At 53.4% G+C, this 25,248-nt stretch carries 25 protein-coding genes and 1 other RNA gene; 23 read left to right on the forward strand and 3 right to left on the reverse strand.

What is annotated here, in order from left to right; genetic code table 11:
* Positions 1-238: 238 nt before the first annotated feature.
* The 9 genes from D9N13_RS03175 (at position 239) to D9N13_RS03215 (ending at position 7,116) form a co-directional block, all read left to right on the forward strand.
* Entirely contained in the window at positions 239-742 is a 504-nt protein-coding gene (locus D9N13_RS03175) for an alpha/beta hydrolase (protein ID WP_290585735.1), read from the forward strand.
* Between the two features lie 90 nt (positions 743-832).
* The gene (gene zapE, locus D9N13_RS03180) at positions 833-1,933 is read left to right on the forward strand and encodes a cell division protein ZapE (RefSeq protein ID WP_290585737.1); all 1,101 of its coding nucleotides are present in this window, start codon (positions 833-835) and stop codon (positions 1,931-1,933) included.
* Between the two features lie 439 nt (positions 1,934-2,372).
* Positions 2,373-2,801: a 50S ribosomal protein L13 gene (rplM, locus tag D9N13_RS03185; RefSeq protein WP_290585739.1), complete on the forward strand. Its 429-nt coding sequence runs from the start codon at positions 2,373-2,375 to the stop codon at positions 2,799-2,801.
* A gap of 12 nt (positions 2,802-2,813) precedes the next feature.
* Positions 2,814-3,200, forward strand: a complete 387-nt coding sequence (gene rpsI / locus D9N13_RS03190) for a 30S ribosomal protein S9 (RefSeq protein WP_290594764.1) — start codon at positions 2,814-2,816, stop codon at positions 3,198-3,200.
* A 211-nt stretch (positions 3,201-3,411) separates the two neighbouring features.
* On the forward strand, positions 3,412-4,011 hold the full coding sequence (gene petA / locus D9N13_RS03195; protein WP_290585743.1) for a ubiquinol-cytochrome c reductase iron-sulfur subunit: 600 nt from the start codon (positions 3,412-3,414) through the stop codon (positions 4,009-4,011).
* A 5-nt stretch (positions 4,012-4,016) separates the two neighbouring features.
* Positions 4,017-5,267 carry a cytochrome b gene (locus D9N13_RS03200; protein WP_290586624.1) on the forward strand — a complete coding sequence of 417 codons (1,251 nt, stop codon included), beginning with the start codon at positions 4,017-4,019 and terminating at the stop codon, positions 5,265-5,267.
* Positions 5,267-5,926 (forward strand): cytochrome c1, encoded by a 660-nt coding sequence (locus D9N13_RS03205; protein ID WP_290585745.1) that lies wholly within the window; start codon positions 5,267-5,269, stop codon positions 5,924-5,926. Before D9N13_RS03200 ends, D9N13_RS03205 begins: the two co-directional genes overlap by 1 nt.
* A gap of 111 nt (positions 5,927-6,037) precedes the next feature.
* Positions 6,038-6,670 carry a glutathione S-transferase N-terminal domain-containing protein gene (locus D9N13_RS03210; RefSeq protein WP_290585747.1) on the forward strand — a complete coding sequence of 211 codons (633 nt, stop codon included), beginning with the start codon at positions 6,038-6,040 and terminating at the stop codon, positions 6,668-6,670.
* Positions 6,671-6,723: 53 nt separating this feature from the next.
* Positions 6,724-7,116 (forward strand): ClpXP protease specificity-enhancing factor, encoded by a 393-nt coding sequence (locus tag D9N13_RS03215; RefSeq protein ID WP_290585749.1) that lies wholly within the window; start codon positions 6,724-6,726, stop codon positions 7,114-7,116.
* A 3-nt stretch (positions 7,117-7,119) separates the two neighbouring features.
* On the opposite strand, the gene D9N13_RS03220 is transcribed toward D9N13_RS03215, so the two are convergent.
* The 3 genes from D9N13_RS03220 to D9N13_RS03230 all read right to left on the reverse strand — a co-directional run bounded on the left by D9N13_RS03220 (position 7,120) and on the right by D9N13_RS03230 (position 10,070).
* Positions 7,120-7,707, reverse strand: coding sequence for a phosphoheptose isomerase (locus D9N13_RS03220; protein ID WP_411268126.1), 588 nt, complete (start codon positions 7,705-7,707; stop codon positions 7,120-7,122).
* A 73-nt stretch (positions 7,708-7,780) separates the two neighbouring features.
* Positions 7,781-8,173 carry a YraN family protein gene (locus D9N13_RS03225; RefSeq protein WP_290585753.1) on the reverse strand — a complete coding sequence of 131 codons (393 nt, stop codon included), beginning with the start codon at positions 8,171-8,173 and terminating at the stop codon, positions 7,781-7,783.
* Positions 8,109-10,070 (reverse strand): penicillin-binding protein activator, encoded by a 1,962-nt coding sequence (locus D9N13_RS03230; protein WP_290585755.1) that lies wholly within the window; start codon positions 10,068-10,070, stop codon positions 8,109-8,111. Before D9N13_RS03230 ends, D9N13_RS03225 begins: the two co-directional genes overlap by 65 nt.
* Before the next feature lie 24 nt (positions 10,071-10,094).
* Here D9N13_RS03230 and rsmI point away from each other — a divergent pair, with 24 nt between their 5' ends.
* The 14 genes from rsmI (at position 10,095) to D9N13_RS03300 (ending at position 25,177) form a co-directional block, all read left to right on the forward strand.
* Positions 10,095-10,937 carry a 16S rRNA (cytidine(1402)-2'-O)-methyltransferase gene (rsmI, locus tag D9N13_RS03235; RefSeq protein ID WP_290585757.1) on the forward strand — a complete coding sequence of 281 codons (843 nt, stop codon included), beginning with the start codon at positions 10,095-10,097 and terminating at the stop codon, positions 10,935-10,937.
* A 33-nt stretch (positions 10,938-10,970) separates the two neighbouring features.
* An RNA gene (gene rnpB, locus D9N13_RS03240) (RNase P RNA component class A) lies at positions 10,971-11,338 on the forward strand.
* 394 nt (positions 11,339-11,732) lie between these two features.
* Positions 11,733-12,191 (forward strand): division/cell wall cluster transcriptional repressor MraZ, encoded by a 459-nt coding sequence (gene mraZ / locus D9N13_RS03245; protein WP_290585759.1) that lies wholly within the window; start codon positions 11,733-11,735, stop codon positions 12,189-12,191.
* Between the two features lie 2 nt (positions 12,192-12,193).
* Entirely contained in the window at positions 12,194-13,129 is a 936-nt protein-coding gene (gene rsmH / locus D9N13_RS03250; RefSeq protein WP_290585762.1) for a 16S rRNA (cytosine(1402)-N(4))-methyltransferase RsmH, read from the forward strand.
* Positions 13,126-13,416: a cell division protein FtsL gene (gene ftsL / locus D9N13_RS03255; protein ID WP_290585764.1), complete on the forward strand. Its 291-nt coding sequence runs from the start codon at positions 13,126-13,128 to the stop codon at positions 13,414-13,416. Before rsmH ends, ftsL begins: the two co-directional genes overlap by 4 nt.
* Complete coding sequence (locus D9N13_RS03260; RefSeq protein ID WP_290585766.1) at positions 13,413-15,128, forward strand: peptidoglycan D,D-transpeptidase FtsI family protein; 1,716 nt, start codon at positions 13,413-13,415, stop codon at positions 15,126-15,128. The genes ftsL and D9N13_RS03260 overlap by 4 nt, the downstream gene beginning before the upstream one ends.
* Positions 15,129-15,208: 80 nt before the next feature.
* Positions 15,209-16,645: a UDP-N-acetylmuramoyl-L-alanyl-D-glutamate--2,6-diaminopimelate ligase gene (locus tag D9N13_RS03265; RefSeq protein WP_290585768.1), complete on the forward strand. Its 1,437-nt coding sequence runs from the start codon at positions 15,209-15,211 to the stop codon at positions 16,643-16,645.
* A gap of 1 nt (position 16,646) precedes the next feature.
* Positions 16,647-18,023 carry a UDP-N-acetylmuramoyl-tripeptide--D-alanyl-D-alanine ligase gene (locus tag D9N13_RS03270; protein ID WP_290585771.1) on the forward strand — a complete coding sequence of 459 codons (1,377 nt, stop codon included), beginning with the start codon at positions 16,647-16,649 and terminating at the stop codon, positions 18,021-18,023.
* On the forward strand, positions 18,023-19,135 hold the full coding sequence (mraY, locus tag D9N13_RS03275; protein ID WP_290585773.1) for a phospho-N-acetylmuramoyl-pentapeptide-transferase: 1,113 nt from the start codon (positions 18,023-18,025) through the stop codon (positions 19,133-19,135). The genes D9N13_RS03270 and mraY overlap by 1 nt, the downstream gene beginning before the upstream one ends.
* A gap of 26 nt (positions 19,136-19,161) precedes the next feature.
* Complete coding sequence (murD, locus tag D9N13_RS03280; RefSeq protein WP_290585775.1) at positions 19,162-20,502, forward strand: UDP-N-acetylmuramoyl-L-alanine--D-glutamate ligase; 1,341 nt, start codon at positions 19,162-19,164, stop codon at positions 20,500-20,502.
* Positions 20,502-21,728, forward strand: a complete 1,227-nt coding sequence (gene ftsW, locus D9N13_RS03285) for a putative lipid II flippase FtsW (protein ID WP_317622808.1) — start codon at positions 20,502-20,504, stop codon at positions 21,726-21,728. Before murD ends, ftsW begins: the two co-directional genes overlap by 1 nt.
* Complete coding sequence (gene murG / locus D9N13_RS03290) at positions 21,725-22,813, forward strand: undecaprenyldiphospho-muramoylpentapeptide beta-N-acetylglucosaminyltransferase (RefSeq protein ID WP_290585780.1); 1,089 nt, start codon at positions 21,725-21,727, stop codon at positions 22,811-22,813. Before ftsW ends, murG begins: the two co-directional genes overlap by 4 nt.
* Positions 22,810-24,252 carry a UDP-N-acetylmuramate--L-alanine ligase gene (murC, locus tag D9N13_RS03295; RefSeq protein ID WP_317622457.1) on the forward strand — a complete coding sequence of 481 codons (1,443 nt, stop codon included), beginning with the start codon at positions 22,810-22,812 and terminating at the stop codon, positions 24,250-24,252. The genes murG and murC overlap by 4 nt, the downstream gene beginning before the upstream one ends.
* Before the next feature lie 7 nt (positions 24,253-24,259).
* Positions 24,260-25,177 (forward strand): D-alanine--D-alanine ligase, encoded by a 918-nt coding sequence (locus tag D9N13_RS03300; protein WP_290585784.1) that lies wholly within the window; start codon positions 24,260-24,262, stop codon positions 25,175-25,177.
* Positions 25,178-25,248: the final 71 nt, after the last annotated feature.

A 25,248-nucleotide genomic window follows, 5' to 3' on the forward strand; every position in this document is an offset into this window, starting at 1 on the left:
GACCTTGCTGGACAGAGTGCAGGTGGGCTTCCATGTTGGAATCCTGCAGTTAAAATGTAAGAAAATTATCCAGCGCTGGAGTCCTCAAATGAATTCTTTTCCTGCCGGTGAGTCGTCACTTGTAATCAATGGTCCAGCGGGGGCTTTGCAGGCAATCACCACCTGCCCTAAAAATGTTGATGATGGGCCGGGAAATGTCACGATCGTCTGCCATCCACACTCATTGATGGGGGGCACCATGAACAACAAGGTGGTGCACACAGTGGCACGGGCGCGACGGGATCTTGGCCATCGGGTTGTGCGCTTTAATTTTCGGGGTGTTGAAAAAAGCGAGGGTCAGTATGACCATGGAATAGGGGAGCAGGAGGATCTGCTGGCGGTTATAGATTGGGTGCGCGCGACGCGGCCGGATGACCGCCTGTGGTTGGCGGGTTTCTCGTTTGGCTCATTCGTGGCTGCCAGTGCCTGTGGCCGGGCACTGGAGAGGGGGTATCCCGTAACGCATCTGCTGTTGATCGCGCCTGCCGTGGTGAATTATGAGTTTGATTCGCTGACCGCTTTCGACTGCCCGCTGGCGATACTTTACGGCGATGAGGATGAAGTGGTGGACGCCACTGAGATTCAACGCTGGTCAGACCGGATCAGCACCCTGAAGCAGGTGTTTTGCCTGCCGGGAGCAGGTCATTTTTTCCATGGCCGGTTGACTGAGGTGAAAGACATTATACAAGACCAACTGGCATGACGCCGTGCATGGGAGCATGGACAGCCCCAAGCGCCTGCGCTAGAGTGAGCGCCGCTTTGCTAACCGAAACCCTATGTAGACAGTATCACTATGACTCCACTGGAAAAGTATCAACAGGATCTGCAAAGAGCCGACTTCAGTCACGATCCGGCGCAGCAAGTTGCCGTGGAACAGCTGGATCGGCTGTATCACGATCTGGTGGATCGTTATGAGAACAGGCCCCGAACCCTGTGGGCACGCATCGCACCCAGTGCCCGCGCCAAGCAGAAAGAGCCCTGCAAAGGATTGTACTTCTGGGGTGGGGTGGGGCGCGGTAAAACCTATCTCGTGGATACCTTTTTTGAGTGTGTGCCGTTTCAGTCGAAGATGCGTATCCACTTTCACCGCTTTATGCAGCGCGTTCATAATGATCTGAAAGCGCTGCAGGGTGAGAAAAACCCGTTGGATATCGTAGCCGAACAGCTGGCCAATGAAGCCCGGATTCTGTGCTTTGATGAGTTCTTTGTCACCGATATTACCGATGCCATGATCCTTGGGGGCTTGATGGAGAAACTGTTCGAGCGCGGTGTAACGCTGGTGGCCACGTCCAATGTTGTGCCGGATGAGCTGTACAAGGATGGCCTGCAACGGGCCCGATTTCTACCCGCCATCGAGCTTATTAACAAGTACACCGACATAATCAATGTCGATAGCGGCGTTGATTATCGCCTGCGCACCCTGGAACAGGCTGAGTTGTATCATTCACCACTGGATGAGTCGGCGCACTCCAGCCTGAGCCGCAGTTTTGCCTCCCTCTCCCCTGAGCCGGGGCATGCCAGGGAATCCATTGAGATCAATGGCCGTGAAATCAAAACCCTGAGCGTGGCCGATGATGTTCTGTGGTGTGATTTCAAGGCGTTGTGCGATGGGCCGCGGAGCCAGAATGACTATATAGAACTGGCGCGAATTTACCATGCGGTGCTGGTATCCAATGTGCCGGTGATGGGGGCCGCCCAAGACGATATGGTCCGCCGTTTCATTAATATGGTGGATGAGTTCTACGATCGTAATGTTAAATTGATCATGTCCGGCCAGGCGCCCATTGATGAGCTCTATACCGGGGGGCGGCTGGATTTTGAGTTCCAGCGTACTCGAAGCCGCTTGCTGGAGATGCAGAGTCACGAGTATCTCGCCCGGCCCCATAAACCCTGATGTCCTGCCCGGACCTGCCTGCGGCGGATTAACCTAATTTGTTTTGTGCTTAGTTCCTATGTTCGCGGCGCTCAGAGTTGGCGCTTAGCTCAGAGTTGGCGCTTAAAATGGAGCGATTTATGACCAGGTTGGCGCAATGTGGCGCCATGTCTTGCAACCAGACTCGCTTCCCGGTGCAAGAAAGCGCCGCCAAACTCTGGTGTCCTTTTAAAATTCTGTTATAGTTCTTCACCCCGTTACTGTCGTAGCAACAAAGCCAGTGAATTGTTCCTCACAGCAACATTGGCCGCACTGCTGAAAACAAATGATAGCTCGTTAAATCAGGGCGTTATCGAAACTGTCTCTAAAAATGCTTGTAAAGCGGAGACGGCTTGGGTAGTATTCGCGCTCTTTAAATTGACGGGCAGACCTCGGATTAGAGTGTTCTAGGGCAGATTCAATGAAAACGTTTAGTGCAAAACCAGAATCGGTAGAGCGTGACTGGTACGTTGTGGATGCAACCGACAAGACTTTGGGTCGTCTGGCGACTGAAATCGCGCGACGCCTGCGTGGCAAACACAAGCCAGTGTATACCCCTCACGTTGATACCGGCGATTACATCGTTGTAATCAATGCAGAAAAAGTGCGTGTTACCGGTAACAAGCGTACAGATAAGATGTATTATCGTCACACTGAATACCCCGGTGGTATTAAGGAAATCAGCTTTGACAAGTTGATGGACCGCAAGCCGGAGCAGGCGATAGAAAAAGCCGTTAAGGGCATGATGCCGCGTAACCCTCTGGGCCGCGCCATGTTGGGCAAACTCAAGGTTTATGCTGGCGCTGAGCATCCTCATGCGGCACAGCAACCGAAAGAATTGGCACTGTAAGGGGGCGGAATAGTGGACACTAATTACGGTACAGGCCGCCGCAAAACTGCAGCAGCACGTGTATTTATAAAGCCTGGTTCAGGCAATATCTCCATCAATGGTCGCGCTTTGGACCAGTACTTCGGTCGCGAAACCGCTCGCATGGTGGTTCGTCAGCCATTAGAGCTGGTGGAAGCTGCTGAAAAGTTTGATGTTTACGTCACTGTCAAGGGCGGCGGCGGCAGCGGTCAGGCCGGCGCAATTCGTCACGGCATTACCCGCGCCTTGATGGAATACGATGAAACTCTGCGATCCGCGCTGCGTAAAGCCGGCTTCGTGACCCGTGATGCTCGTGAAGTCGAGCGTAAGAAAGTGGGTCTGCGTAAAGCGCGTAAGCGTCCTCAATTCTCAAAACGCTGATTTCTTATTGCGTTTTGTGGTTCAAGAGCGCCTGGGTTGCTGCCCGGGCGCTTTTGCGTCTTCCCGTTCTAAGTATTCGTTCTTCCTAAAGCTTTCCTTGTAACTCCACTGCAATTTCATTACTATTTGCGCGTTTAAAATTATGGGTAGGGGTTAGTGTGCCTTGAGCAAGGCCGCTCGACTTCTTAACGTTATCGGGGAGAGAAACTGAATGAGTACTGAAGGCGTAAATGAGGGGCGGCGACGCTTCCTGATTGGAGCCACTTCAGCAGTCGGGGCAGTGGGAGTGGTTGGTGCCGCTGTGCCGTTTGTGAAGTCCTGGAACCCCAGCGCCAAGGCGAAAACCGCCGGTGCACCTGTGGTGGCGGACATCAGCAAGCTGGAAGTGGGCCAGAGAATGACCGTTGAATGGCGCGGCAAGCCAGTCTGGATTCTGCGTCGCTCAAATGAGGCCATGGCCAGCCTCGACGCCGTCGAAGATAACCTGCGTGATCCGGATTCCTCTGAAGCCAAACAGCCGGACTATGTGGCGGGTGATGCCCGTGCCCGCGATGGGCATGAGGAAATTGTGGTTTTAATAGGTTTATGTACCCATTTGGGGTGTTCTCCCCTGTATCGGCCGGAAGTGGCCCCTGCTGACCTGGGCGCAGACTGGATGGGTGGCTTTTTCTGCCCGTGCCATGGCTCCAAGTTTGATTTCTCCGGGCGTGTGTTCAAATCGGTGCCTGCTCCCTTGAACCTGGAAGTGCCGCCCTACTATTACATGAGCGACACGCTTATCAAGATTGGTGAAGACGGGGAGGCTGCCTGATGAGTATGTTCCAAAACCTGATGGGCTGGGTTGATGCCCGCTTCCCTGCCACCAAGATGTTCGAAGAACACATGAGCAAATATTATGCTCCTAAGAACTTCAATGTGTGGTATTTCTTTGGTTCGCTTGCCATGTTGGTGCTGGTTAACCAGTTGCTGACGGGTATCTGGTTGACCATGCTCTACAACCCTTCCGGTGAAGGGGCTTTCATGTCGGTAGAACTGAACATGATGCGTGACGTGGAATACGGCTGGCTTCTGCGGTATCTCCACTCCACCGGCGCCTCGGCATTCTTTGTGGTGGTTTATCTGCATATGTTCCGGGGTATGATGTATGGGTCTTATCGTGCACCCCGTGAATTGGTGTGGATCTTCGGTATGACCATCTATCTGGCGTTGATGGCGGAAGGTTTCATGGGTTACCTGTTGCCCTGGGGGCAAATGTCCTACTGGGGGGCGCAGGTGATCATTTCGTTGTTTGGTGCAATACCGGTGGTAGGTGATGCGCTGACCGAATGGATTCGTGGTGACTACCTGATTTCCGGTATTACCCTCAATCGATTCTTCGCCCTGCATGTGGTGGCATTGCCCATTGTGATTCTGGCACTGGTGGTTCTGCATATCATTGCTCTGCACGAAGTGGGCTCCAATAATCCCGATGGTATCGAGATCAAGAAACTGAAGGATGAAAATGGTGTGCCCCTGGATGGTATTCCTTTCCACCCTTATTACAGCGTGCATGACCTGGTGGGTGTGGTTGTGTTCCTGTTTGTGTTCCTGACCGTGGTGTTCTTCTTCCCTGATGGGGGTGGATACTTCCTCGAGAAACCAAATTTTGAACCGGCCAACCCGTTGAAAACTCCGGATCACATTGCACCGGTGTGGTATTTCACCCCCTTCTACGCAATCCTGCGGGCAATTCCCGATAAGTTGCTGGGTGTGGTAGCAATGGGAGCGTCCATTGCGGTGCTCTTTGTCCTGCCATGGCTGGATCGCAGCCCTGTGAAGTCAATCCGCTACAAAGGCTGGATCAGCAAAATCATGTTGGCGCTGTTTGTGGTGTTCTTCATCATTCTGGGTGTTTGTGGTGTTAAATCTCCAGACGTGCACGTGGAGTTCCTGCCCTTTGAGTTGACCTACCGGGCGCTGGGGCAGATTGGTACGGCATTCTATTTTGCCTATTTCATACTGATGCCGTTCTGGACGTCAAAAGAAACCTGCAAACCCGTTCCTGAGCGAGTAAGGATGGCACACTGATGAATAAGTTTATCTCTGTACTAGTATTGCTGTGCCTGCCGGTGTTTGCCCAGGCCGCAGGCGGCGGTCACAATGAGTATCTTGTGCCTGCTCCCATTAATATGGATGACAAGGTCTCTCTGCAGCGCGGTATGCAGTTGTTTATGAACAATTGCATCGGCTGTCACTCTGCGCAATACATGCGTTATGAGCGTGCAGCCACGGATCTGGAGATCCCGCCTGAAATCATGAAAGAGAACCTGATGTTCACCACCGACAAGATCGGTGAAACCATTCAATCAGCCATTCCCCGTGATCTGGCCAAGAAATGGTTTGGCACCGTACCGCCGGATCTTACTCTGGTGGCACGTATTAGAGGCGCAGACTGGGTGTATTCCTATCTGACCAACTTCTATGAAGACGACTCCCGCCCCTGGGGTGTGAACAATCATATCTTCCCCGATGTTGGTATGCCGCACGTGCTTTCGAATATGGAGCAGGAGCTGGGCGAGGATAAGTTCGAGACGGCGATGGCTGATTTGACCAACTACATGGTCTACATGGCTGAGCCGATCCGCGCTGAACGGGAGCGAATTGGCGTATATGTGTTGATATTCCTGGCGATACTCTTTATCCCGGTTTACTTCCTCAATCGGGAGTACTGGAAAGATATTCATTAATCAGGAATAAAACCCGGCGTGGGGCGGTGGGCTGTTGGCCTCCGCCCCTTCGCCGTTTGTGTTGCCGCTGTTTGCAACGTTATTTTGAAAATTGCTCTGGAGTGAACTTTCATGGGTGTCATTGCTAAACGTTCTTCGATGACTTTTTTTTCCGATGGTAATGATCATTACAGCCATCGGGTCCGCATCGTGCTTGCGGAAAAGGGGGTGGCGGTTGATGTGCTGGATGTGGATCCGGCCGAAAAGCCTGAAGATTTAGCAACGTTGAATCCCTACAACGAGTTGCCGACTTTGGTGGATCGTGAACTGACACTCTATGAGCCCAATATCATGATGGAGTATTTGGATGAGCGGTTTCCGCACCCTCCATTGCTCCCGGTGTACCCGGTTGAGCGCGCCCGCAGCCGACTGTTGATGCACCGTATTCACCGTGACTGGTGTGATGCTGTTGATGCCCTGATGGCCGGCACCGAGAAAGACGCGGTGTTGAACAAGCACCGTAAGGATTTCACCGAGAACCTGGTGGCGATCGACCCGATCTTCTCGGAAAAACCCTTTTTTATGAGTGACGATTTCACTTTGGTTGACTGCGTGGTGGCTCCCATTTTATGGCGGCTCCCGGCGATGGGAATTGAGTTGCAGAAATCCAAATCGGGAAATTTGCTGGCTTACGCAGACCGACTGTTTGCCCGTGAATCATTCCAGGCCAGTTTGTCAGACGCTGAGCGTGAGCTGCGGCTCTAACACATTATTGAATTGCTGCCCTGCGCTTCGGGGCAGCTCCTGCGAGAGTGTTGATGACCCCAAGCCGACCTTATTTCATTCGAGCCGTTTATGAGTGGATACTGGATAACCAGCTTACGCCCTACTTGCTGGTGAAAGCATCTTATCCTATGGTGCAGGTGCCCAATGAGTTTGTCAGCGAAGGCAAAATTATTTTGAACCTGGCTCCGTCGGCCATACGCAATCTGCATATGGGAAACGATGAGGTGGAGTTCTCTGCCCGCTTTGGTGGTAAGCCGCGCAATCTGCATGTGCCTGTGGGTGCGATACTGGCCATCTATGCCAAGGAGAATGGCAAAGGCATGTTCTTTGACGAGGATGAAATGCCACCCCCCGAAGACGGCGGCGGCAGTGATGATTCTCCACCGAAGCCGTCCGGAAAACCCTCGCTCAAGGTCGTGAAGTAACCCTCAAACCTCCACTCCGAAAATTTGGCGGTCAATCAGATCGCACAATATGTGGATGATGGCCAAATGACTCTCCTGTACCCGGGGAGTGGACGTTGAAGGCACCCGAATTTCAACGTCTTCACTCTGCATGAGTCTTGCGCAATCCCCACCATCTTTTCCTGTCAGCGCGATCACCTGCATGTCTCTGTCGTGGGCGGCCTGTACGGCCTGCAGGATACTGGCCGAGTTCCCGCTGCTGGAGATCACCAGCAGTATGTCGCCTTCATGGCCGATCGCCCGTATCTGTTTGGAGAAGATTTCGTTGTAGCTGTAATCGTTGGAGATTGAGGTGATGGTGGAGGAGTCGGTAGAGAGGGCGATGGCCGGCAGCGAAGGGCGCTCCCGTTCAAAACGGTTGAGCATCTTGCTGGATAGCTGTTGGGCTAGATTGGCGGAACCACCGTTGCCGCAGGCAAGCACTTTTCTGTCAGTCAGCAGGCACTGCACCATCTTTTCGCTGGCAGCACATATCAAACTGGGAAGCTCCTCCTGACATCGATGGAGCGTCACCAGGTGGTCGTCAAAAATTTCGGTGACTCGGTCATGCAATGTCATGTATCCCTTCCTTTGATTCGGCGCTAAAGGTTACATAGTATACGGCAAATGGCGCGGTTTTCCGAAGTCAGTAAAAAGCAGCCGGAATCCACTGGATTGTCGGGCTCTGCTGCAGATCGCCGCTGATGCCCACCACATCAAACCGGCAGGCTGGCCAGCGGTCCCCGAACTGCTGCTGCAGAAAAAAGCTGGCGGTTCGAATCAGTTTTCGTTGCTTGGCATGAGTGACGGTCGCCAGGGGAGAGCCATGGTCTGAATCGGCACGATATCGTACCTCCACAAACACCAGCATATCCTGATCCTTCATGATCAGATCAATTTCGCCGGTCTTGCACTGAAAGTTGCTATCGCAGTAGCTTAAGCCTTTGGCGCTGAGAAAGTCCCTCGCCAGCGCTTCAGCCTGGTTGCCGGTCTGCTTGTTGGCGGTCAGTGGTTTGTATGGTTTGGTTGGTGTGTTCATTGGTTTGCAGCGGAGAGAGTGCGTCTTCCTTGATTTCAGTCTCGGTGATTTTCGGCAGCAGTTGTGGCTGGCCGTTTTTCATTACAGCCCAGCTGAGTTCCCGGTGAACCTGGTTGTCGATGCCAATGCTGAGATTTCCTGTGGCGCCAAACAGGCCGGCGTCGGGGATTTGTGTTAACAGTTGCAGGCGGGATTGCAGGCGATAGGCATCTACGCCCATGGCGTTGAGGCGGAAGTAACGGTGATCCGCCTTGGGCCAGGCTTTGCGCATTGCCTGTTGAATGGTGTCCGGTTTTTCCAGCAGCCAGGGGATATCGCAGAACTCGATACCGTTCAGGTCGCGATCGTTCTTGGGGCTGGCTTTGCCGCTGTATATCTGTGAGCCCGCAATTACGGGGATGTCTTCGGCGTAGTAAAAGTCCAGCAATGGCCGTATCTGGCGTGCCTGCTCCGGCGTGGAGATCAGATAGATAAAGTCGATGTCCTGACGTCTTCTGGGCTGGAACTCCACAGGTTTGCCGAGAATATTGCGTAATTGCCTGGCCCGAAACTCGCTATGCTGCACCAGCAGCATGTCCTTGATGGCATTGGCCATCTTGTTCTGGTCGTCATAACTGGCAATGCCGGTTACCTGGCGTTTGTCGGCCTGCCAATCCTGTGCGAACGCCAGATAGGCTCGCTCCCACCAAGGGTTGTTCTGGAACAAGACAGCGGCGCGCTCATATTGTTTGTGCATGGCATGTTTGGCAACTTCGGTGGCGTCATCCTCCGGTGACAGTCCGAACTGGTACAGATTGGCAGGAGATTCATACTGGCCCTGCTCCTGGTTCAGCGCGATGGTGGTCACCGGTAGATTGTCGGTGGTGGTGAGCAACTTGCGCAGGTTTTCTTTCTGCAGCGGGCCTATGATGACTTCGGCGCCTTCGGCAACTGCCAGGTCGTATGTGGTCTGAAATCTCGTTACATCACTGGTGTCATAGACCCGAATGGATGTTCCGCTTTGGTCTTGGTTGCCATTGGCGGCGTAATAAGCCCCCATGAAACCGTTCAGGATGGCCTGTGCGGCCGGCCGGTACTTGCCCTGGGTGGGTAACAGCAGGGCAATCTGTTGGGGCTGGTTGGTGCTGAGCTCCCTCACCAGGCGCAGGGCTTCCGGTAGCTTCAGGGCCGCCGGGTGACCTGGGTAGCGGGTCTGCCACTGGTCCAGTTGTTTTAACTGTTGGTCCAGGTTGTCCTGGTAACCTTTATAGATCCAGGCCAATTCCAGCCAGCCCTGGATCTCCGGTACCGCAATGGTGTTTGAAAGCTGTTCCAGGGTGTCGTTGGGTATGGCGATCAGGTCGTTCCAGATCATCTGCTGATTGCTGTCTGCCGATTCGCTCTCCAGCATTGGGGCAACAAAGATCCGTTCCCTGGCCGCAGCCAAATAGTTATTGTTCAATTCCCAGATTCGTGCCCGCTGCAGGCTTATTTCATTGAGCCGGTCCGCGCTCAGCTGATTGGATGCAGTCAGCAGCCCCATGCGGTCGGTGGTGAGTAATTCTTCTGCCTGCTGTGGTTTGTCCAGTGCCAGGTTAACGTTGGAGAGGGTCAATACCAGCGCGGCCAGGGTGTCACTGTCCAGGCTGGTGGGGTTTACCGTGTCCAGCAGACGTTGGGCATCTGCCGGTTTATCCTGCTCCAGCAGCAGGTTGGCTGCTTTAATCAGCAGCTGCTCTGATTGAGGGCTGCTGGCGTGTTGGGCCTGCTCGATCAGATTGCTGATGGCAGCGGCTTGTGACAAGTCCGCCTGCGGCGAACGGGTGCCCGGATCGCCCGGTTGCTCGCAGGCGCCAAGCGCGAGAGTCAAGAGTAGGGCGGCAACTGTGATAAGCTGTTGGCGTTGAAGTAACTTCATTCTGGAATGTGGCCTGCGGTTTTTATGACAACTGGAATTCTCTATATTGTGGCAACACCCATCGGTAATCTCAATGATATTACACTGCGTGCCATCGAAGTGTTGAAGCAGGTCGATGTGATTGCCGCAGAGGATACTCGCCACAGTAAAAAGCTATTGGAGCATTATGGCATTGATACGCGATTGATGGCGGTACACGATCACAACGAAAATGATCGTATTCAGTCACTGTTGGGGGTATTGCAGGGCGGTGCGTCGGTTGCGTTGATTTCTGACGCCGGCACCCCCTTGATCAGTGATCCGGGGTTTCGTGTGGTACGCGCCATGCAGCAGGCGGGCATAGAGGTGGTGGCGATTCCCGGCCCCTGTGCTGCCATCGCGGCCCTGTCCATCGCCGGGCTTCCCACTGACCGGTTTCTGTTTGTCGGTTTTTTGCCGGCCAAACAGAAAGCCCGCCAGGTGGCGCTGGAGGCGCTCTCTGCTGAGCAGGGCACCCTGGTGTTTTATGAGTCGCCAAAGCGGATCGTGTCCGCGTTGGAAGATGTGGCTTTGGTGCTGGGTGAGGTGCGAGTGGTGTCGGTAGTTAAGGAGATTACCAAGGCATTTGAAACAGTGAAGACGGGATCGGTGCAGGAGGCGCTTGCCTGGCTGGCCGAAGATGAGCGCCATCGACGGGGTGAATTTGTTTTATTGGTGCAGGGTGCGCCAGCCCACAGTGGCGCGGTGATTGATGCCTCCACCCTGCGGGCGTTGGGGCTGGCCAGTGAATATATGCCACTGAAAAAAGCCTGTGCCCTGGTTTCTGAATTGACCGGCTTACCCAAGAACGCACTCTATGAGGCGTCTCTGGCGCAAAACAAAGGTTGATTCCTTAGGCTTTTAGGGGTAATTTTGCACCCTGAAGTCAGCCAGACAGTCGCTCTTTTTCAGTTGGTTTTTCCAGCTGCAAATTGGGAGGAAAGTCCGGGCTCCACAGGGTAAGGTGCCAGGTAACACCTGGGCGGCGCGAGCCGACGGAAAGTGCAGCAGAAAGTAAACCGCCTAAGCCAGTTCACTGGCCGGTAAGGGTGAAATGGTGCGGTAAGAGCGCACCGCGCGACTGGTAACAGCTCGTGGCGATGGAAAACCCCACCTGGAGCAAGACCAAATAGGGATCCATTGGCGTGACCCGCGCTGGATCCGGGTAGGTTGCTAGAGGCGTGTGGTGACATGCGTCCCAGAGGAATGACTGTCCACGACAGAACCCGGCTTATCGGCTGACTTTACATTTCCTTCCCAATACTCGTTGTTCTGAGTATTGTTCTAAAAACAATCTGTTTATATCGCGAAATATTATCTAACCCTAGAAGTGGCTTTAAGAGCCATTTCTATCCTCCTGTTTTGTATTGTGTTTTTAAGCGTCAATTCCCCGTCAAGACGTGAGCTGGGTCACGTAAGTCTTTGTTTTTCCGTATCAAATTCACATTTTTGCCTGGGTTTTCAGCTTGACAATAGAGCAGGGCGCTCCCTATAGTGTGCCATAGGTGTCACGAAGTGGTTTATTGTGGTTTCAAGTGGGAAAAAGTGGGATAGGTGGTCGAGTCATTAGGCCACAGTTTGATGGGTAAATGAAGCCGGCGGTGCGCCAACCAGTGTCAACCGGCTTTCACAATAGGTAATCAAGTGTTCAGAGGACCCAGCGCGCTCAGTCTCGATGCGAAAGGACGGATGGTAATGCCCAGCCGTTTTCGTGATGCGCTGTCTGCCAGTTGCGATGGCAAGATGATCGTAACCGTGGATTTCGAAGGACACTGTTTGACCATGCATCCCCTGCCCGACTGGCAAGCCATAGAGCAAAAATTACTGGCCATGCCCACTCTTAACCCTCAAACACGCCGCCTGCAACGCATGTTGCTGGGCTATGCCAGTGAAGTGGAAATGGACAGCAACGGCCGTGTCAGTTTGCCCGCATTGTTAAGAGAAAAAGTGAAGTTGGAAAAGAAGATCATGTTGGTGGGCATGGGTAAGAAGCTGGAAATCTGGCCGGAAGATGCCTGGTCAGACAGTTTTCAGCAGTGGGTGGATGAAGGCCCGGTTAAGGCAGACGAGCTTCCCGAAGCTGTACAAAATCTGGTGTTTTGATCATGACACCGGAGTTAAAACACGAAACCGTATTACTAAACGAAGCGGTGGATGCACTGGTGACGAACGAAGCGGGTGTCTATATAGATGGAACCTTGGGTCGGGCAGGCCATAGCCGCTTGATTCTGGAGCGCCTTTCGCCCGCGGGAACCTTGCTTGCTTTCGATAAAGATCCGGCTGCACTTGAAGTAGGGGCGGCGTTGGCCAGAGCCGATTCCCGGTTTAGCGTGATACATGATTCCTTTGCCGCCCTGGAGAGCCATGTCTCTGCCCGGGGTTTGGTTGGTCAGGTTGACGGTGTGCTCTTGGACTTGGGCGTATCATCACCACAACTTGATGATGCCAGTCGTGGATTCAGCTTTATGGCAGATGGTCCGCTGGATATGCGCATGAACAACCTGGCCGGGCAAACCGCAGCCCAATGGTTGAATGCCGCAGCGGCGGATGACATCGCTGTCGTGCTGAAAGAATACGGTGAAGAGCGTTTTGCCAGGCGTATTGCCCGTGCGATCGTTTCCGCAAGAGAAGAACATCCATTTTCGACTACCTCTGAATTGGCTGCTGTCATCGCCAGGGCCAACCCTTCCAAAGAGAAAGGCAAGCATCCTGCAACCCGGTCTTTCCAGGCGATTCGAATCTTCATTAATCGTGAGCTTGACGACCTGGCCGATGTGCTGGCCCAGAGCCTGAAGGTATTGAAACCTGGTGGGCGCCTGGTAGTAATCAGCTTCCACTCGTTGGAAGACCGTATGGTTAAGCAGTTTATTCAGCGTAAGGAGAAGGGTGAACCGGTTCCGCGTCATTTGCCGATACGCGATGACATGCTCAAACGTGAGATGAAAACAATTGGCAAGGCTGTGAAGGCATCAGCAGAGGAAGTGGAGCGTAACGTGCGTGCCCGTAGCGCCATTATGCGAGTTGCGGAGAAGCTGGTATGACGCTTTCTCCGAGCCCTGTACTGCGTTCCTGGCTGTTTGTGTTGGTGGCGTTGGTGTTGGTGATGGTCTCTAGCGTGGCGGTTGTGTATTCCAGTTATGAAACGCGCCGCCTGGTCGCTTCCCATCAGCGTCTGCAGCAGGAAAACAATGCAATGCAGGTCGAGTGGGGGCAGTTGCTGTTGGAGCAAAGTACCTGGGGTTCCTATAACCGCGTTGAACAGCTGGCCGGAACCAAACTGAAAATGAGAGTGCCGGCCCCTAATGAAATCGTAATGGTGGAGCCATGAGTGAGCAACTGAAGCAGTCACAATTTGGCTGGCGCTATTATATGGTGCTGGCCATGTTTGCTGTGCTCGCAGTGGTGGTGATCGGGCGCCTGATTTACCTGCAGGTGGAGTCGCAGGCGTTCTTGCAGGATCAGGGCGATCGCCGGGTAGTGCGGGTGGAAAGGATACCTGCATACCGCGGATTGATTGAAGATCGTAATGGTGAGCCGCTGGCAGTGAGTACACCGGTGCAAACGTTGTGGGCTAATCCGCAGGAGTTGATCGACGCCCAGTACGCATGGGGTTTTCTTGCCAAAAGCACCGGGGTCAGCGAATCAAGCCTGCGGGACCGCATCCTGCGTAATCAGGAAAAGCAGTTTATCTATTTGCGTCGCCACATGAATCCGTCCAAGGCAGACGATATTCTCGGACGGCACATTCCTGGTGTCTACAGCATCGAAGAGCACCGTCGTTACTATCCTGCGGGTGAAGTCACCAGCCATCTGGTGGGGTTCACCAATATAGATGAGGAAGGGCAGGAGGGTATCGAACTTTCCTTTGACGAGTTTCTTAAAGGCGAGGCGGGTAAAAAACGGGTCATCAAGGATCTGCGCCGTCGTATTGTGAAGGATGTGGGGCTAATCAAGCCGGCGGCACCTGGTACGGATATAACCCTGAGCATTGATTTGCGGGCACAGTATCTTGCGTATCGGGAGTTGTTGTCGGCCGTCACCGAATATCGTGCCAGCTCCGGCAGTGCCGTAGCCATTGATATCAAAACCGGTGAGGTGTTGGCGTTGGTAAATCAGCCTTCCTATAACCCGAACAATCGTACTCGTGGGGACGTACCCAATTTTCGTAACAGGGCGCTTACCGACGTGTTTGAGCCGGGCTCTACGGTGAAGCCGTTTACGGTGGCAGCAGCATTATCCAGTGGCAAGTGGAAGGCTTACAGCAAACTGGATACATCGCCGGGTTACTTGCGTATCGGCAGTAAATCGATACGGGATATGAGCAATTACGGCGTTATCGACCTGGGAAAGATTATTGCGAAATCAAGCAACGTGGGTGCCAGTAAGCTGGCATTGTCAATGGACGATCAATACCTCAGCTCGTTTTTCCGTAAAGTGGGTCTGGGGCAGGCAACCGGTGTTGGTTTCCCCGGTGAGAGCGTAGGGATGTTACCGGCGCGACAGAAATGGCGCCGCATCGAAGTTGCAACTCTATCCTACGGTTATGGCCTGTCGGTGACCGCTCTGCAGTTGGCGCAAGCCTACGCCATTCTTGGCAGCGGTGGGATCAAGCGCCAGGTTAGCCTGCTGAAGGTGGATGGTGATGTGCCAGGCGAGCGGGTAATGGATGAAACCGTAGCCCGCCAGGTAGTACAGATGATGGAAGGTGTGGTGGACGTCCACGGAACCGCGAAAAAAGCACGGGTACCGGGTTATCGCGTTGCAGGCAAAACCGGCACGGTGCATAAGGTGTCTGCCGGCGGCTATCAGGATCACCGCTATCTGGCGATGTTTGCCGGTGTTGCTCCGGTGGAGGATCCGGCCATTGCATTGGTGGTGGTGATCGATGACCCCAAAGGTGACATGTACTACGGTGGCCAGGTAGCCGCACCGGTTTTCTCCCGGGTGATGGCCGGTTTGCTCAGGGTTAAGAACATACCGCCGGATAAAACGGTGGAAACCTATGTCGGATTGGCCAAGGCAGCGACACCGGATTCATGAGCAGAAAATTTATTGCGGAGCGGTATCTGAAAGATGTTGTTCCCTTTTTACCATTAGATGAGAGCTGGAAGACAACGATCGTGACAGGTTTGGCAGTGGACAGTCGCAAAATTCAGAAAGGCAATTGCTTTGTTGCCTATCCTGGTCATCACAGTGATGGCCGGGATTTTCTGGCGGCTGCGTTGCACTCCGGGGCCGAATCGGCTCTGGTGGAGGCTACTGGTTTCGATGATTCACAAAACTTTGCGGTTCCTGTTGTTAAGGTGCCCGATCTGAAATCCAGGCTGGGTGAAATCGCATCCGCTTTTTACGGAAACCCCAGTTCGCAATTGAAATTGTTGGCTATCACCGGAACCAACGGCAAAACCAGCGTGAGCCAATTGGTGGCCCAGGCACTGGATTATCTAGGTAGCGCTTGTGGCGTGATTGGAACGTTGGGCAATGGTTTGGTGGGTGAGTTGGAACCGACCTCCAACACCACGCCGGATATCGTTGAATGCAATCGCGTATTGCATGAAATGCTCCAGCGGGGAGCGCGCTGTGTCACCATGGAGACCTCATCCCATGGCCTGGTGCAGGGGCGCGTGGATGGGTTGTCCATCTTTGGCGCTTTGGTGACGAATATCAGCCGCGATCATCTGGATTACCATGGCACGATGGAGGAATACACGCGGGCAAAATCGCTGTTGGTGTCCCATCCGGGCCTTGAGCATCTGGTACTGAACCTGGACGATGAGCGGGTTGCCGCAATGAGCCGGGACCGGCAACCACAGTGTGCTCTTTGGACGTTTTCGCTGCAAAACCGGGATGATGCAACGGTTACGGCAACCAAAGTGCATTTTGACCAAGATGGTATCAGTCTCCAGGTTCGCTACGCAGATCAAACCGCCACTATTCAAAGTTCACTGATTGGTGAATTTAATGGCGCCAACCTGCTGGCCGGCTTGACGTTGCTGATGTCAACCGGCATCCCGTTGTCGCAGGCTGCAGCGGCAATGAGTGTAGCCCAACCCGTTGCGGGGCGAATGCAAAGGGTGCCTTCGGCAGCGGGTCAGCCCATGGTTGTGATCGATTTTGCGCACACTCCAGACGCGCTGGAAAAGGTGTTGTTGTCGTTGCGCCGGCATGTTCCGGGGAGAATCTGGTGTGTGTTTGGGTGTGGTGGTGATCGGGATGCCGGGAAACGCCCTTTGATGGCGGAGGTGGTCGCTGATCTGGCCGATGAGGTGGTGATCACGGCAGACAACCCGCGCAGTGAGTCGTTTGGTCGTATTGTGGCGCAGATGGTAAAAGGCGTTCCCGAAAAAGTCGCTTTTCAGGTAATCGAAGATCGTAGTGCGGCGGTGGCGCATGCCATCAGCAATGCGGAGGCTGATGATGTGGTGCTTATTGCTGGTAAAGGCCACGAAAACTATCAGGAGATCCGGGGGGTGAAGCATCCCTATAGCGATTTGTCCGCAGCCACAAAAGCATTGTTGGAAACACCGGGCAACGACGACGCACGAGGAGAGGACTGATATGTTGGTATCCTCTCTCGCCAAAAAAATCAATGCGATCCAGCTGGGTGAAGATGTGGAGTTTTCGCGAGTGTCCACCGATACCCGAACGCTTCAGACCGGCGATTTTTTTGTTGCTCTCAAGGGTGAGCGGTTTGATGGGCATGAGTATGTGGAGCTGGCCAGGCAGTCCGGGGCAGTTGCCGCCATGGTATCAGATAAAGTGGACGCTGAGCTGACTCTGGTTCAGGTAGCGGATACCCGCCTGGGCTTGGGGGCTCTTGGTCGAATCTGGGCGGCACAGTATTCAGCCAAGAAAGTGGCTATTACCGGAAGCAGCGGGAAGACCACCGTCAAAGAAATGGTGGCTTCAATATGCTCGCTGGTTGGCCCAACGTTATTCACTGAAGGCAATCTGAATAATGATATCGGAGTGCCGCTGACATTATGCAGATTAACCAATCAGCATCGATTCGCAATCATTGAATTGGGTGCAAATCATGTGGGTGAGATAGCGTATGCGTCAGCCTTGGTGGCAGCGGACATAGCCCTGGTCAACAATGTTGGGGTAGCCCACCTGGAAGGGTTTGGATCCCGTGAGCGAATTGCACAGGCTAAATCAGAAATCTATGCCACGCTTGCGGCGGGTAAGTCTGCGGTTATCAATCTGGACGACGCCTTTGCAGAATTTCTGATGCAGCAGGCACAGCACACGCATTGCACTACCTATTCCATGAAAGGCGGCAGCGCAGATGTTCACTTACTGGATTGCCACATGAACGCACTTGGGCAGTATCAGTTCACCGCCTCGGTACTGGGTAGCCAGGTTACGGTCGAATTACAGCTGATAGGCCGGCATAACGTGGCAAATGCTTTGGCAGCGATGACCATTGCGCATCTTGCCGGCTGCTCTCCAAACGATATTTCGAAAGGGTTGGCTCAGGTCAAGGCAGTTCCCGGCAGATTGCGGGTGGTTGAAGAATTGTCCGACTGCAATGTGATTGATGATACCTACAATGCCAATCCGGACTCCATGCATTCAGCAATCGATGTGTTGTGTTCCCTGCCGGGGGAAACCTGTCTGGTGCTGGGCGGAATGGCTGAGCTGGGTCCGGAAGGGCGCAGCCTCCATCAACAGGTGGGACGCTACGCCGCAGATAAAGGAATAAAAACGGTGTTCGCTGTCGGAGAGGCGGCCTCATTATACCGCGAAGGTTTTCTCGCAGGTTCTCCCAATGGTGTGTTTGTTACGGCGCAGAATCATCAGCGACTGGCTGAGGATCTGTATGCCAATCACCAGGATAAAACCATATTAATTAAAGGCTCAAGAAGCGCGCAAATGGAAAAAGTAATCGAACGCATGCTGGGATGCCAGCAGGCCAAAAGAGGTAATCAATAATGTTACTTTGGTTGGCTGAATATCTGCAGCAGTATGCGTCTGTCTTCAATGTGTTTCAGTACCTCACCTTCAGGGGAATCCTGGGTGTGCTTACGGCACTGGTGATTGCCTTTATCGTTGGCCCTTATTTGATTAAACGTTTGAGCTATCACCAGATCGGTCAGTCGGTGCGTGACGATGGTCCCCAGAGCCACTTAAGTAAGGCGGGCACCCCTACCATGGGTGGCGCGTTGATTTTGGTGGCGATTCTGGTCAGCACGCTGTTGTGGGCAGATCTTTCCAATCGCTATATTTGGGCAGTGATCGCCGTAACCGTGATCTTTGGCGCCGTTGGCTGGTTTGATGATTATCTGAAAGTGGTACAGCGCAACTCAAAAGGTTTGGCCGCCCGGTGGAAGTACCTGGGGCAATCTCTGGGAGGTGCGGGGGTGGCTTTGTTTTTGTATCTGACTGTGCCTGCCTGCGATGATGCAGGCGGTGCCACCTGCGATTTTAATGAAGTGAAGTTGTTTGTTCCCTTTTTCAAGGATGTTGCCTTGGAAATGGGTTGGATGTATGTGGTGCTGGCGTATTTTGTGGTAGTGGGCACCTCCAATGCAGTGAACCTGACCGACGGCCTGGACGGGTTGGCAATCATGCCGACGGTGCTGGTAGGTGGTGCATTGGGGGTGTTTGCCTACGCATCGGGGCACGTTGGCTTCTCCAAATACCTGGGTGTTCCCTACATTGAAGGGACCGGTGAGTTGATCGTGGTTTGCGGTTCGTTGATTGGCGCGGGCCTGGGTTTTCTGTGGTTTAACACGTACCCAGCACAGGTCTTTATGGGCGATGTGGGCGCGTTGGCACTGGGGGCGATCTTGGGTGTCATGGCGGTTATCACCCGACAGGAAATAGTGTTGTTCATCATGGGTGGGGTGTTTGTTATGGAAACCGTTTCCGTGATCCTGCAAGTGGCATCCTACAAATTAACAGGCAGGCGCATATTCCGGATGGCGCCTATTCATCATCATTTTGAATTGAAAGGCTGGGCTGAGCCAAAGGTGATTGTGAGGTTTTGGATCATTACGGTGATTCTGGTACTGATTGGGCTGTCAACGCTCAAACTTCGTTAACTATATCTGAACAAAGGCAGGGCAACGTGGCGAAAATAAAGAACAAACATGTGGTGATAGGCTTGGGTAAAACCGGGCTTTCCTGCGTGCGTTTCTTAAAACGCCTGGATTGCGAGGTGGCCGTAATTGATACCCGGACGGAGCCGCCGGGAAGGCAAGAATTAGCCCAGGAATTCCCCACAGTGCAGTTGTATTGCGGAGAGTTGGAACAGTTTGATTTAAGCAAGGCGCAGGAGCTGGTGGTAAGCCCCGGCATAGCCATCAGCACACCGGCGATTGCGAAAGCCATAGCGGCGGGTGTGCCTTGTTCTGGTGATGTGGAGTTGTTTGCAAAATCGGTAGATGCTCCCGTGATCGCTGTTACCGGTTCTAACGGTAAGAGTACTGTGGTCAGTATTATCGGCAAGGCATTGGAAGCGTTGGGTTACAACGTTTGTGTGGCCGGCAATATTGGCTTGCCTGTACTGGATGCGTTGTCAACGGCTCTGGATGTGGATGTGTGGGTGTTGGAGTTGTCCAGCTTTCAACTGGAGACCACCCACAGCTTACGGGCCAAAATTGCAGTGAATCTCAACGTTACTGAGGATCATATGGATCGATATGATTCACTTGAAGATTACGCAATGGCAAAACAGAGAATCTTTGAAGGCTGTGAGGCGGCGGTTTACTGGCTGAGTGATCACCGGACCAAACCCATACAGGCGGTACCTACATTGCTGCCTTTCGGGGGGGATACGCAAGCCCATGGCCGATTCTATGTGGATGATTCGGGCACAGAAACCTGTGTAATGGATGGGACAAAGGCGGTGTTAACCGACGCAGAGCTGCATGTGCGTGGCGCACATAATTTATTAAATGTTGCTGCCTGTCTCGCCGTGATTGCAGAGTTTTCAGGCGATCGCTACAGCGATGCTTTGCCAGCGATCAAGGCCTTTCCGGGATTGCCACATCGTTGTCAGTGGGTCGCTGATGTGGATGGTGTGGCCTGGTTCAATGATTCGAAAGGCACCAATGTCGGTTCCAGTGTTGCTGCCATCCGCGGTTTGGCGGAAAACATCAAAGGGCGGCTTTTTTTGCTGGCGGGAGGCGAAGGTAAGGATGCGGATTTTCAGCCATTGGCCACCGCAATAGAGGAGAAAGTGGATCAGGTGGTTGTATTCGGGCGGGACGCTCAGGAAATTGCCGATGCTGTCGCTGGTGCGAAACCGGTGGAGAAAATGGAGAACATGAAAGCAGCGGTGGAATGGATCAAGGGTCGAGCAAAGGTGGGTGATGTCGTGTTGTTTTCTCCCGCCTGCGCCTCGTTTGATCAATTTAAAAATTACGAGGATCGTGGTCATCAGTTTATGACTGCGGTCAGGGGTTAATGCACTCAATGCGCACATTAGAGTCAACAACAGTCAGTTCACATTCAGTCGCGTTGTCTTCCCGGCAATGGTTGCTGCTGATTGTCTGCGCGCTGATGTGTGTTGGGCTGGTTGTCGTTGGTTCCGCATCAATGGATATGGCATCACTCAATTATGATTCGCCATTTTTCTTCGTGAAGCGCCATGGCGTCTATCTGGCGGCAGGCATAGTATGTGCCCTGCTTGTCTATCAGATACCCCTGGCCGTTTGGGAAAGAAGCAGCGGAGCTTTGCTCATCATTGCCTATATTTTGCTGGCCCTGGTGTTGATGCCAGGGATAGGAAAAACCGTCAACGGCAGTACCCGTTGGATTCATTTGGGGCCCATTAACATTCAGGTGTCCGAGATCGTCAAAGTCTGTGCCCTGATGTATGTGGCTGGCTACCTTGTGCGCCGGGTTGAGGAGGTTCGACAAACCTTTTGGGGCTTTATGAAGCCGGTGGTGGTTCTGTCAGTGATGGTTCTGTTGTTGCTCAGGCAGCCAGATTTCGGTGCCGTAGTGGTTATTATGAGCGCTGTTTTCACCATGTTGTTTTTAGCCGGGGTGCGTCTTACCCAGTTCCTGCTGGTGGTAGGTGGCAGTGTTGGGTCGGCCTATCTTTTAGTGGCCTCCTCTGAATACCGGATGAAGCGTGTGATGGGGTATATCGATCCATGGGCGGATCAGTATTCCAGTGGTTATCAACTTGTGCAGAGCCTGATCGCATTTGGCCGCGGTGAATGGACAGGGGTAGGGCTGGGTAACTCGATTCAAAAACTTTTTTACCTGCCGGAGGCGCACACGGATTTCGTGTTTGCGGTATTGGCGGAAGAGCTCGGCCTGGTGGGCAATTTGCTGGTAATTGGATTGTTTGTGATGTTGGTGGTAGTGGCATTCGGTGTGGGGCGCCGCGCGGAGTTGCTGGGAAACCTGTTTAATGCATATCTGGTCTATGGATTGGCGACATTGATAGGCTTGCAGGCATTGGTCAATGTTGGTGTTGCCAGCGGCCTGTTGCCCACCAAAGGGCTGACGCTGCCGTTTATCAGTTATGGTGGCAGCAGTCTGATCATAATGAGTGTCGTGTTGGCGTTGATAATGCGTGCTGATATGGAAAACCAGGCGAATTCTGCCGCGCCTCAAAAAAAATCATCTGGCGGGCGCAAGCAGAAAGTGGCTGGTGCCCGTAAGGAGCCGGTATTATGACGGCGGTCAAGAAAATCGAGCGCGTTTTGATTACCGCCGGTGGTACCGGAGGCCATGTGTTTCCAGCGCTGGCAGCCGCCCGGTTGTTTCAGGAATACGGTGTTGAAGTATGTTGGGTTGGCACCCGTCAGGGTATTGAAGCCGATATTGTCCGCACCAATGATATTCGAATGGAGTTTCTGGATGTCGCCGGTGTGCGTGGGCAGGGATTGGCACGTTTAATCTGGGCCCCATTAAAAATAGTCAAATCGGTTATGCAGGTCATTGGCATTGTGCGACGTTATCAGCCCGATTTGGTATTGGGCATGGGTGGTTTTGTAACTGGTCCAACCGGAGTTGGTGTTTGGTTATGTCGACGCCCGGTATTTATACATGAACAGAATGCGGTTGCAGGCTTTACCAACAAGATGTTGTCGCGTTTTGCTCGCAAAGTATTTCAGGCCTTTCCCAGTGCGTTTCCTGCCGGTGCCGATGTTGAAACAACGGGTAATCCGGTGCGCCGGGAAATCGTTGCTATAGATCCTCCTGCGTTGCGCTATGAGCAGCGTGAAGGGCCTCTTAGGATTCTTGTTTTGGGCGGTAGCCAGGGCGCGGTGGCATTGAATGAATTGGTACCCGAGGCGCTGGCCAGACTCCAATCTGATGTTGAGTTCCTGGTACGGCATCAGTGCGGCGCCAAGAATATCGAAGCGGCCAGCCAGCACTATCTGCAATCGAACGTGGATGCAGACGTGGTGCCGTTTATTGATGATATGGCCGCAGCTTACGCCTGGGCGGATGTTGTGATCTGTCGCTCCGGCGCATTAACCGTCAGTGAGTTGGCAGCTGCCGGGGTGGCTTCAGTGTTGATACCCTATCCCTATGCGGTTGACGATCACCAGACTAAGAATGGTGAATATCTTAGTTTCGCCGGGGCAGCGGTTCTGATACAGCAACAGGGCCTGAACGCGGCGGCACTCGCTGCGTTGTTGAAACAGCAACTGAAAAGTAGAGAAAAATTGAAAAGTATGGCGGAAAAAGCAAGGGCACTGGCGATGACCGATGCCACCGAAAAACTGGTGCAACGTTGCATGGAGATGGCCTGATGAGTGATCGAAAAGCCATTGCCCGAATGATTGAGATTCCCGAGATGCGCCGTATTCGTACCATCCATTTTGTCGGCATTGGTGGCGCGGGTATGTGTGGGATTGCCGAAGTGCTCCTGAATCAGGGATACCGCATTACCGGAAGCGACATTCGGACCAGCGAAATCACGCAGCGACTGGAACAATTGGGTGCCAAAGTGTTTATTGGGCATCATGAGAGCAATGTGGCCCAAGCCAGTGTGGTGGTGGTGTCCTCTGCCGTGAAGCAGGATAACCCGGAACTGCTGGCAGCTCAGGAAATGCGGACTCCTGTGGTGCCCAGGGCAGAGATGTTGGGTGAACTGATGCGTTACCGACATGGTATCGCGGTGGCGGGTACGCACGGAAAAACCACCACCACCAGTTTAATTGCCTCCATTATGGCGGAAGGCGAATTGGACCCCACGTTTGTGATCGGTGGATTGCTTAACAGCGCCGGAACCAATGCCAGGTTGGGCGACAGCCGCTATTTTGTGGCAGAAGCTGACGAGAGCGATGCATCGTTTCTCCATCTGCAGCCTATGATTTCGGTGGTGACGAATATAGAAGCCGATCATATGGCAACATATGGCGGTGATTTTAACAAACTGAAGGAAACTTTTATTCAGTTTCTGCATAACCTGCCGTTCTATGGGCTGGCGGTGATGTGCATCGATGATCCCGTTATCGTGGGCTTGCTGCCCTTGGTGTCGCGGCCCATTGTCACTTATGGCACCCATGCAGATGCGGATGTCAGGGCTGAAAATATCATTATGGAAGGTACACGTTCGCACTTTGATGTGGTGCGAAAGGATCGGCAGGGAGTATTGAAAATATCCCTGAACATTCCCGGGCACCACAATGTACTGAATGCCCTGGCAGCGATTGCTGTGGCCACTGATGAGGGGATTTCAGATCAGGCGATAGTGAATGCGCTGGCCAGATTCCAGGGTGTGGGACGTCGCTTCCAGGTGTGTGACGATCTGCAGATTGAAAGCGGTTCGGTTACGCTGGTGGATGACTACGGTCATCACCCTACTGAGGTGGCTGCCACTTTGAATGCGGCGCGGGGTGCGTGGCCTGATCGGCGTATCGTTATGATGTATCAGCCACATCGCTACAGTCGTACCCGTGATCTGTATGAAGATTTTGTGGGAGTGCTATCCCAAGTGGATCTGTTGCTGCTGCTGGAGGTGTATTCCGCAGGAGAAGATCCGATTCCCGGTGCTGATGGGCGCAGCTTGAGTCGCAGTATTCGTCAGCGCGGGGCCGTAGACCCGGTGTTCGTAGAGGATGTTAAGAATATTCCTCAAATACTGCGCAACATCCTCAAGCCCGGTGATGTGTTGATTACACAGGGAGCCGGAAATGTGGGTGCGATTTCCAGCAAGCTGGCATCCAGCCAGTTAACCGAGGTGTGACCTGACGATGAGTGCATTAGCGGCTTTGGGAAAAATTGGCGTGTTGTACGGTGGAGAGTCCGCTGAGCGAGCCATATCGCTGCGCAGCGGCCACGCAGTGCTGGCGGCTCTGCAATCGTTGCACGCCGATGTGGTCGGTATTGACGTACGCTTTAATGAAGAACTGTTTAAGCAGTTATCGAAAATTGATACCGCATTTATTGCACTGCATGGCCGCGGTGGAGAAGACGGGGTGATCCAGGGCTTGCTGGAAGTATTGAATATACCCTATACCGGCAGTGGCGTTTCTGCATCGGCTATCGGCATGGATAAACTTCGGACCAAGCTGATTTGGTCGGGGCTTGGTTTGCCAACCCCCGATTTTAAATCGGTCACCAGCAGCGAAGGGCTGGACGGGGTGTTGGAGGGCATGGGCGGTGCTGTGATGGTGAAGCCGCCCCATGAAGGTTCCAGTATCGGTATGTCCAGGGCTACTACTGAAGCGGAGCTGGTGGCAGCAGTGGATAAGGCATTGGATCATGATGACGTTATTCTGCTGGAAAGGTGGGTGCAGGGGGCGGAATACACCTGCGCGATCCTGGGTGAGGAAGCGCTGCCGGTGATTCGCTTGAAAACACCCAACCAGTTTTATGATTTTGACGCAAAGTATCAATCCAGCACCACCGAATACCTAATTCCTTCCGGCCTGGGTGATGCGCAGGAAGAACGGTTACAGCAGCTCTCGCTGCAGGCGTTCAGCGCGGTGGGTTGTAAAGGGTGGGGCAGAGTTGACGCCATGATGGACGAGGCCGGACATTTCTGGTTGCTGGAAGTCAATACTGTGCCGGGTATGACCGATCACAGCCTGGTGCCGATGGCGGCAAAGGCAAAAGGATACAGTTTCGAGCAACTGGTTGAGGCCATAGCTCTGGGTGCAAAAGGGTAATGAAGTGAGTAAAGCGCAAGCCAAAAAGCAGCCTGTTAACCGAGATACCGTGCGTTTGATGGTGTTGGTGT

The sequence above is a fragment of the Ketobacter sp. GenoA1 genome (assembly GCF_003671475.1).
Taxonomy (GTDB): Bacteria; Pseudomonadota; Gammaproteobacteria; order Pseudomonadales; family Ketobacteraceae; genus Ketobacter.

Coding starts and splice junctions, on each gene's coding strand:
- D9N13_RS03175 (WP_290585735.1), top strand. CDS start 239: ATGAACAACAAGGTGGTGCACACAGTGGCACGGGCGCGACGGGATCTT.
- zapE (WP_290585737.1), top strand. CDS start 833: ATGACTCCACTGGAAAAGTATCAACAGGATCTGCAAAGAGCCGACTTC.
- rplM (WP_290585739.1), top strand. CDS start 2,373: ATGAAAACGTTTAGTGCAAAACCAGAATCGGTAGAGCGTGACTGGTAC.
- petA (WP_290585743.1), top strand. CDS start 3,412: ATGAGTACTGAAGGCGTAAATGAGGGGCGGCGACGCTTCCTGATTGGA.
- D9N13_RS03200 (WP_290586624.1), top strand. CDS start 4,017: ATGTTCCAAAACCTGATGGGCTGGGTTGATGCCCGCTTCCCTGCCACC.
- D9N13_RS03205 (WP_290585745.1), top strand. CDS start 5,267: ATGAATAAGTTTATCTCTGTACTAGTATTGCTGTGCCTGCCGGTGTTT.
- D9N13_RS03210 (WP_290585747.1), top strand. CDS start 6,038: ATGGGTGTCATTGCTAAACGTTCTTCGATGACTTTTTTTTCCGATGGT.
- D9N13_RS03215 (WP_290585749.1), top strand. CDS start 6,724: ATGACCCCAAGCCGACCTTATTTCATTCGAGCCGTTTATGAGTGGATA.
- D9N13_RS03225 (WP_290585753.1), bottom strand. CDS start 8,173: ATGAACACACCAACCAAACCATACAAACCACTGACCGCCAACAAGCAG.
- D9N13_RS03230 (WP_290585755.1), bottom strand. CDS start 10,070: ATGAAGTTACTTCAACGCCAACAGCTTATCACAGTTGCCGCCCTACTC.
- rsmI (WP_290585757.1), top strand. CDS start 10,095: ATGACAACTGGAATTCTCTATATTGTGGCAACACCCATCGGTAATCTC.
- rsmH (WP_290585762.1), top strand. CDS start 12,194: ATGACACCGGAGTTAAAACACGAAACCGTATTACTAAACGAAGCGGTG.
- ftsL (WP_290585764.1), top strand. CDS start 13,126: ATGACGCTTTCTCCGAGCCCTGTACTGCGTTCCTGGCTGTTTGTGTTG.
- D9N13_RS03260 (WP_290585766.1), top strand. CDS start 13,413: ATGAGTGAGCAACTGAAGCAGTCACAATTTGGCTGGCGCTATTATATG.
- D9N13_RS03270 (WP_290585771.1), top strand. CDS start 16,647: ATGTTGGTATCCTCTCTCGCCAAAAAAATCAATGCGATCCAGCTGGGT.
- mraY (WP_290585773.1), top strand. CDS start 18,023: ATGTTACTTTGGTTGGCTGAATATCTGCAGCAGTATGCGTCTGTCTTC.
- ftsW (WP_317622808.1), top strand. CDS start 20,502: ATGCACTCAATGCGCACATTAGAGTCAACAACAGTCAGTTCACATTCA.
- murG (WP_290585780.1), top strand. CDS start 21,725: ATGACGGCGGTCAAGAAAATCGAGCGCGTTTTGATTACCGCCGGTGGT.
- D9N13_RS03300 (WP_290585784.1), top strand. CDS start 24,260: ATGAGTGCATTAGCGGCTTTGGGAAAAATTGGCGTGTTGTACGGTGGA.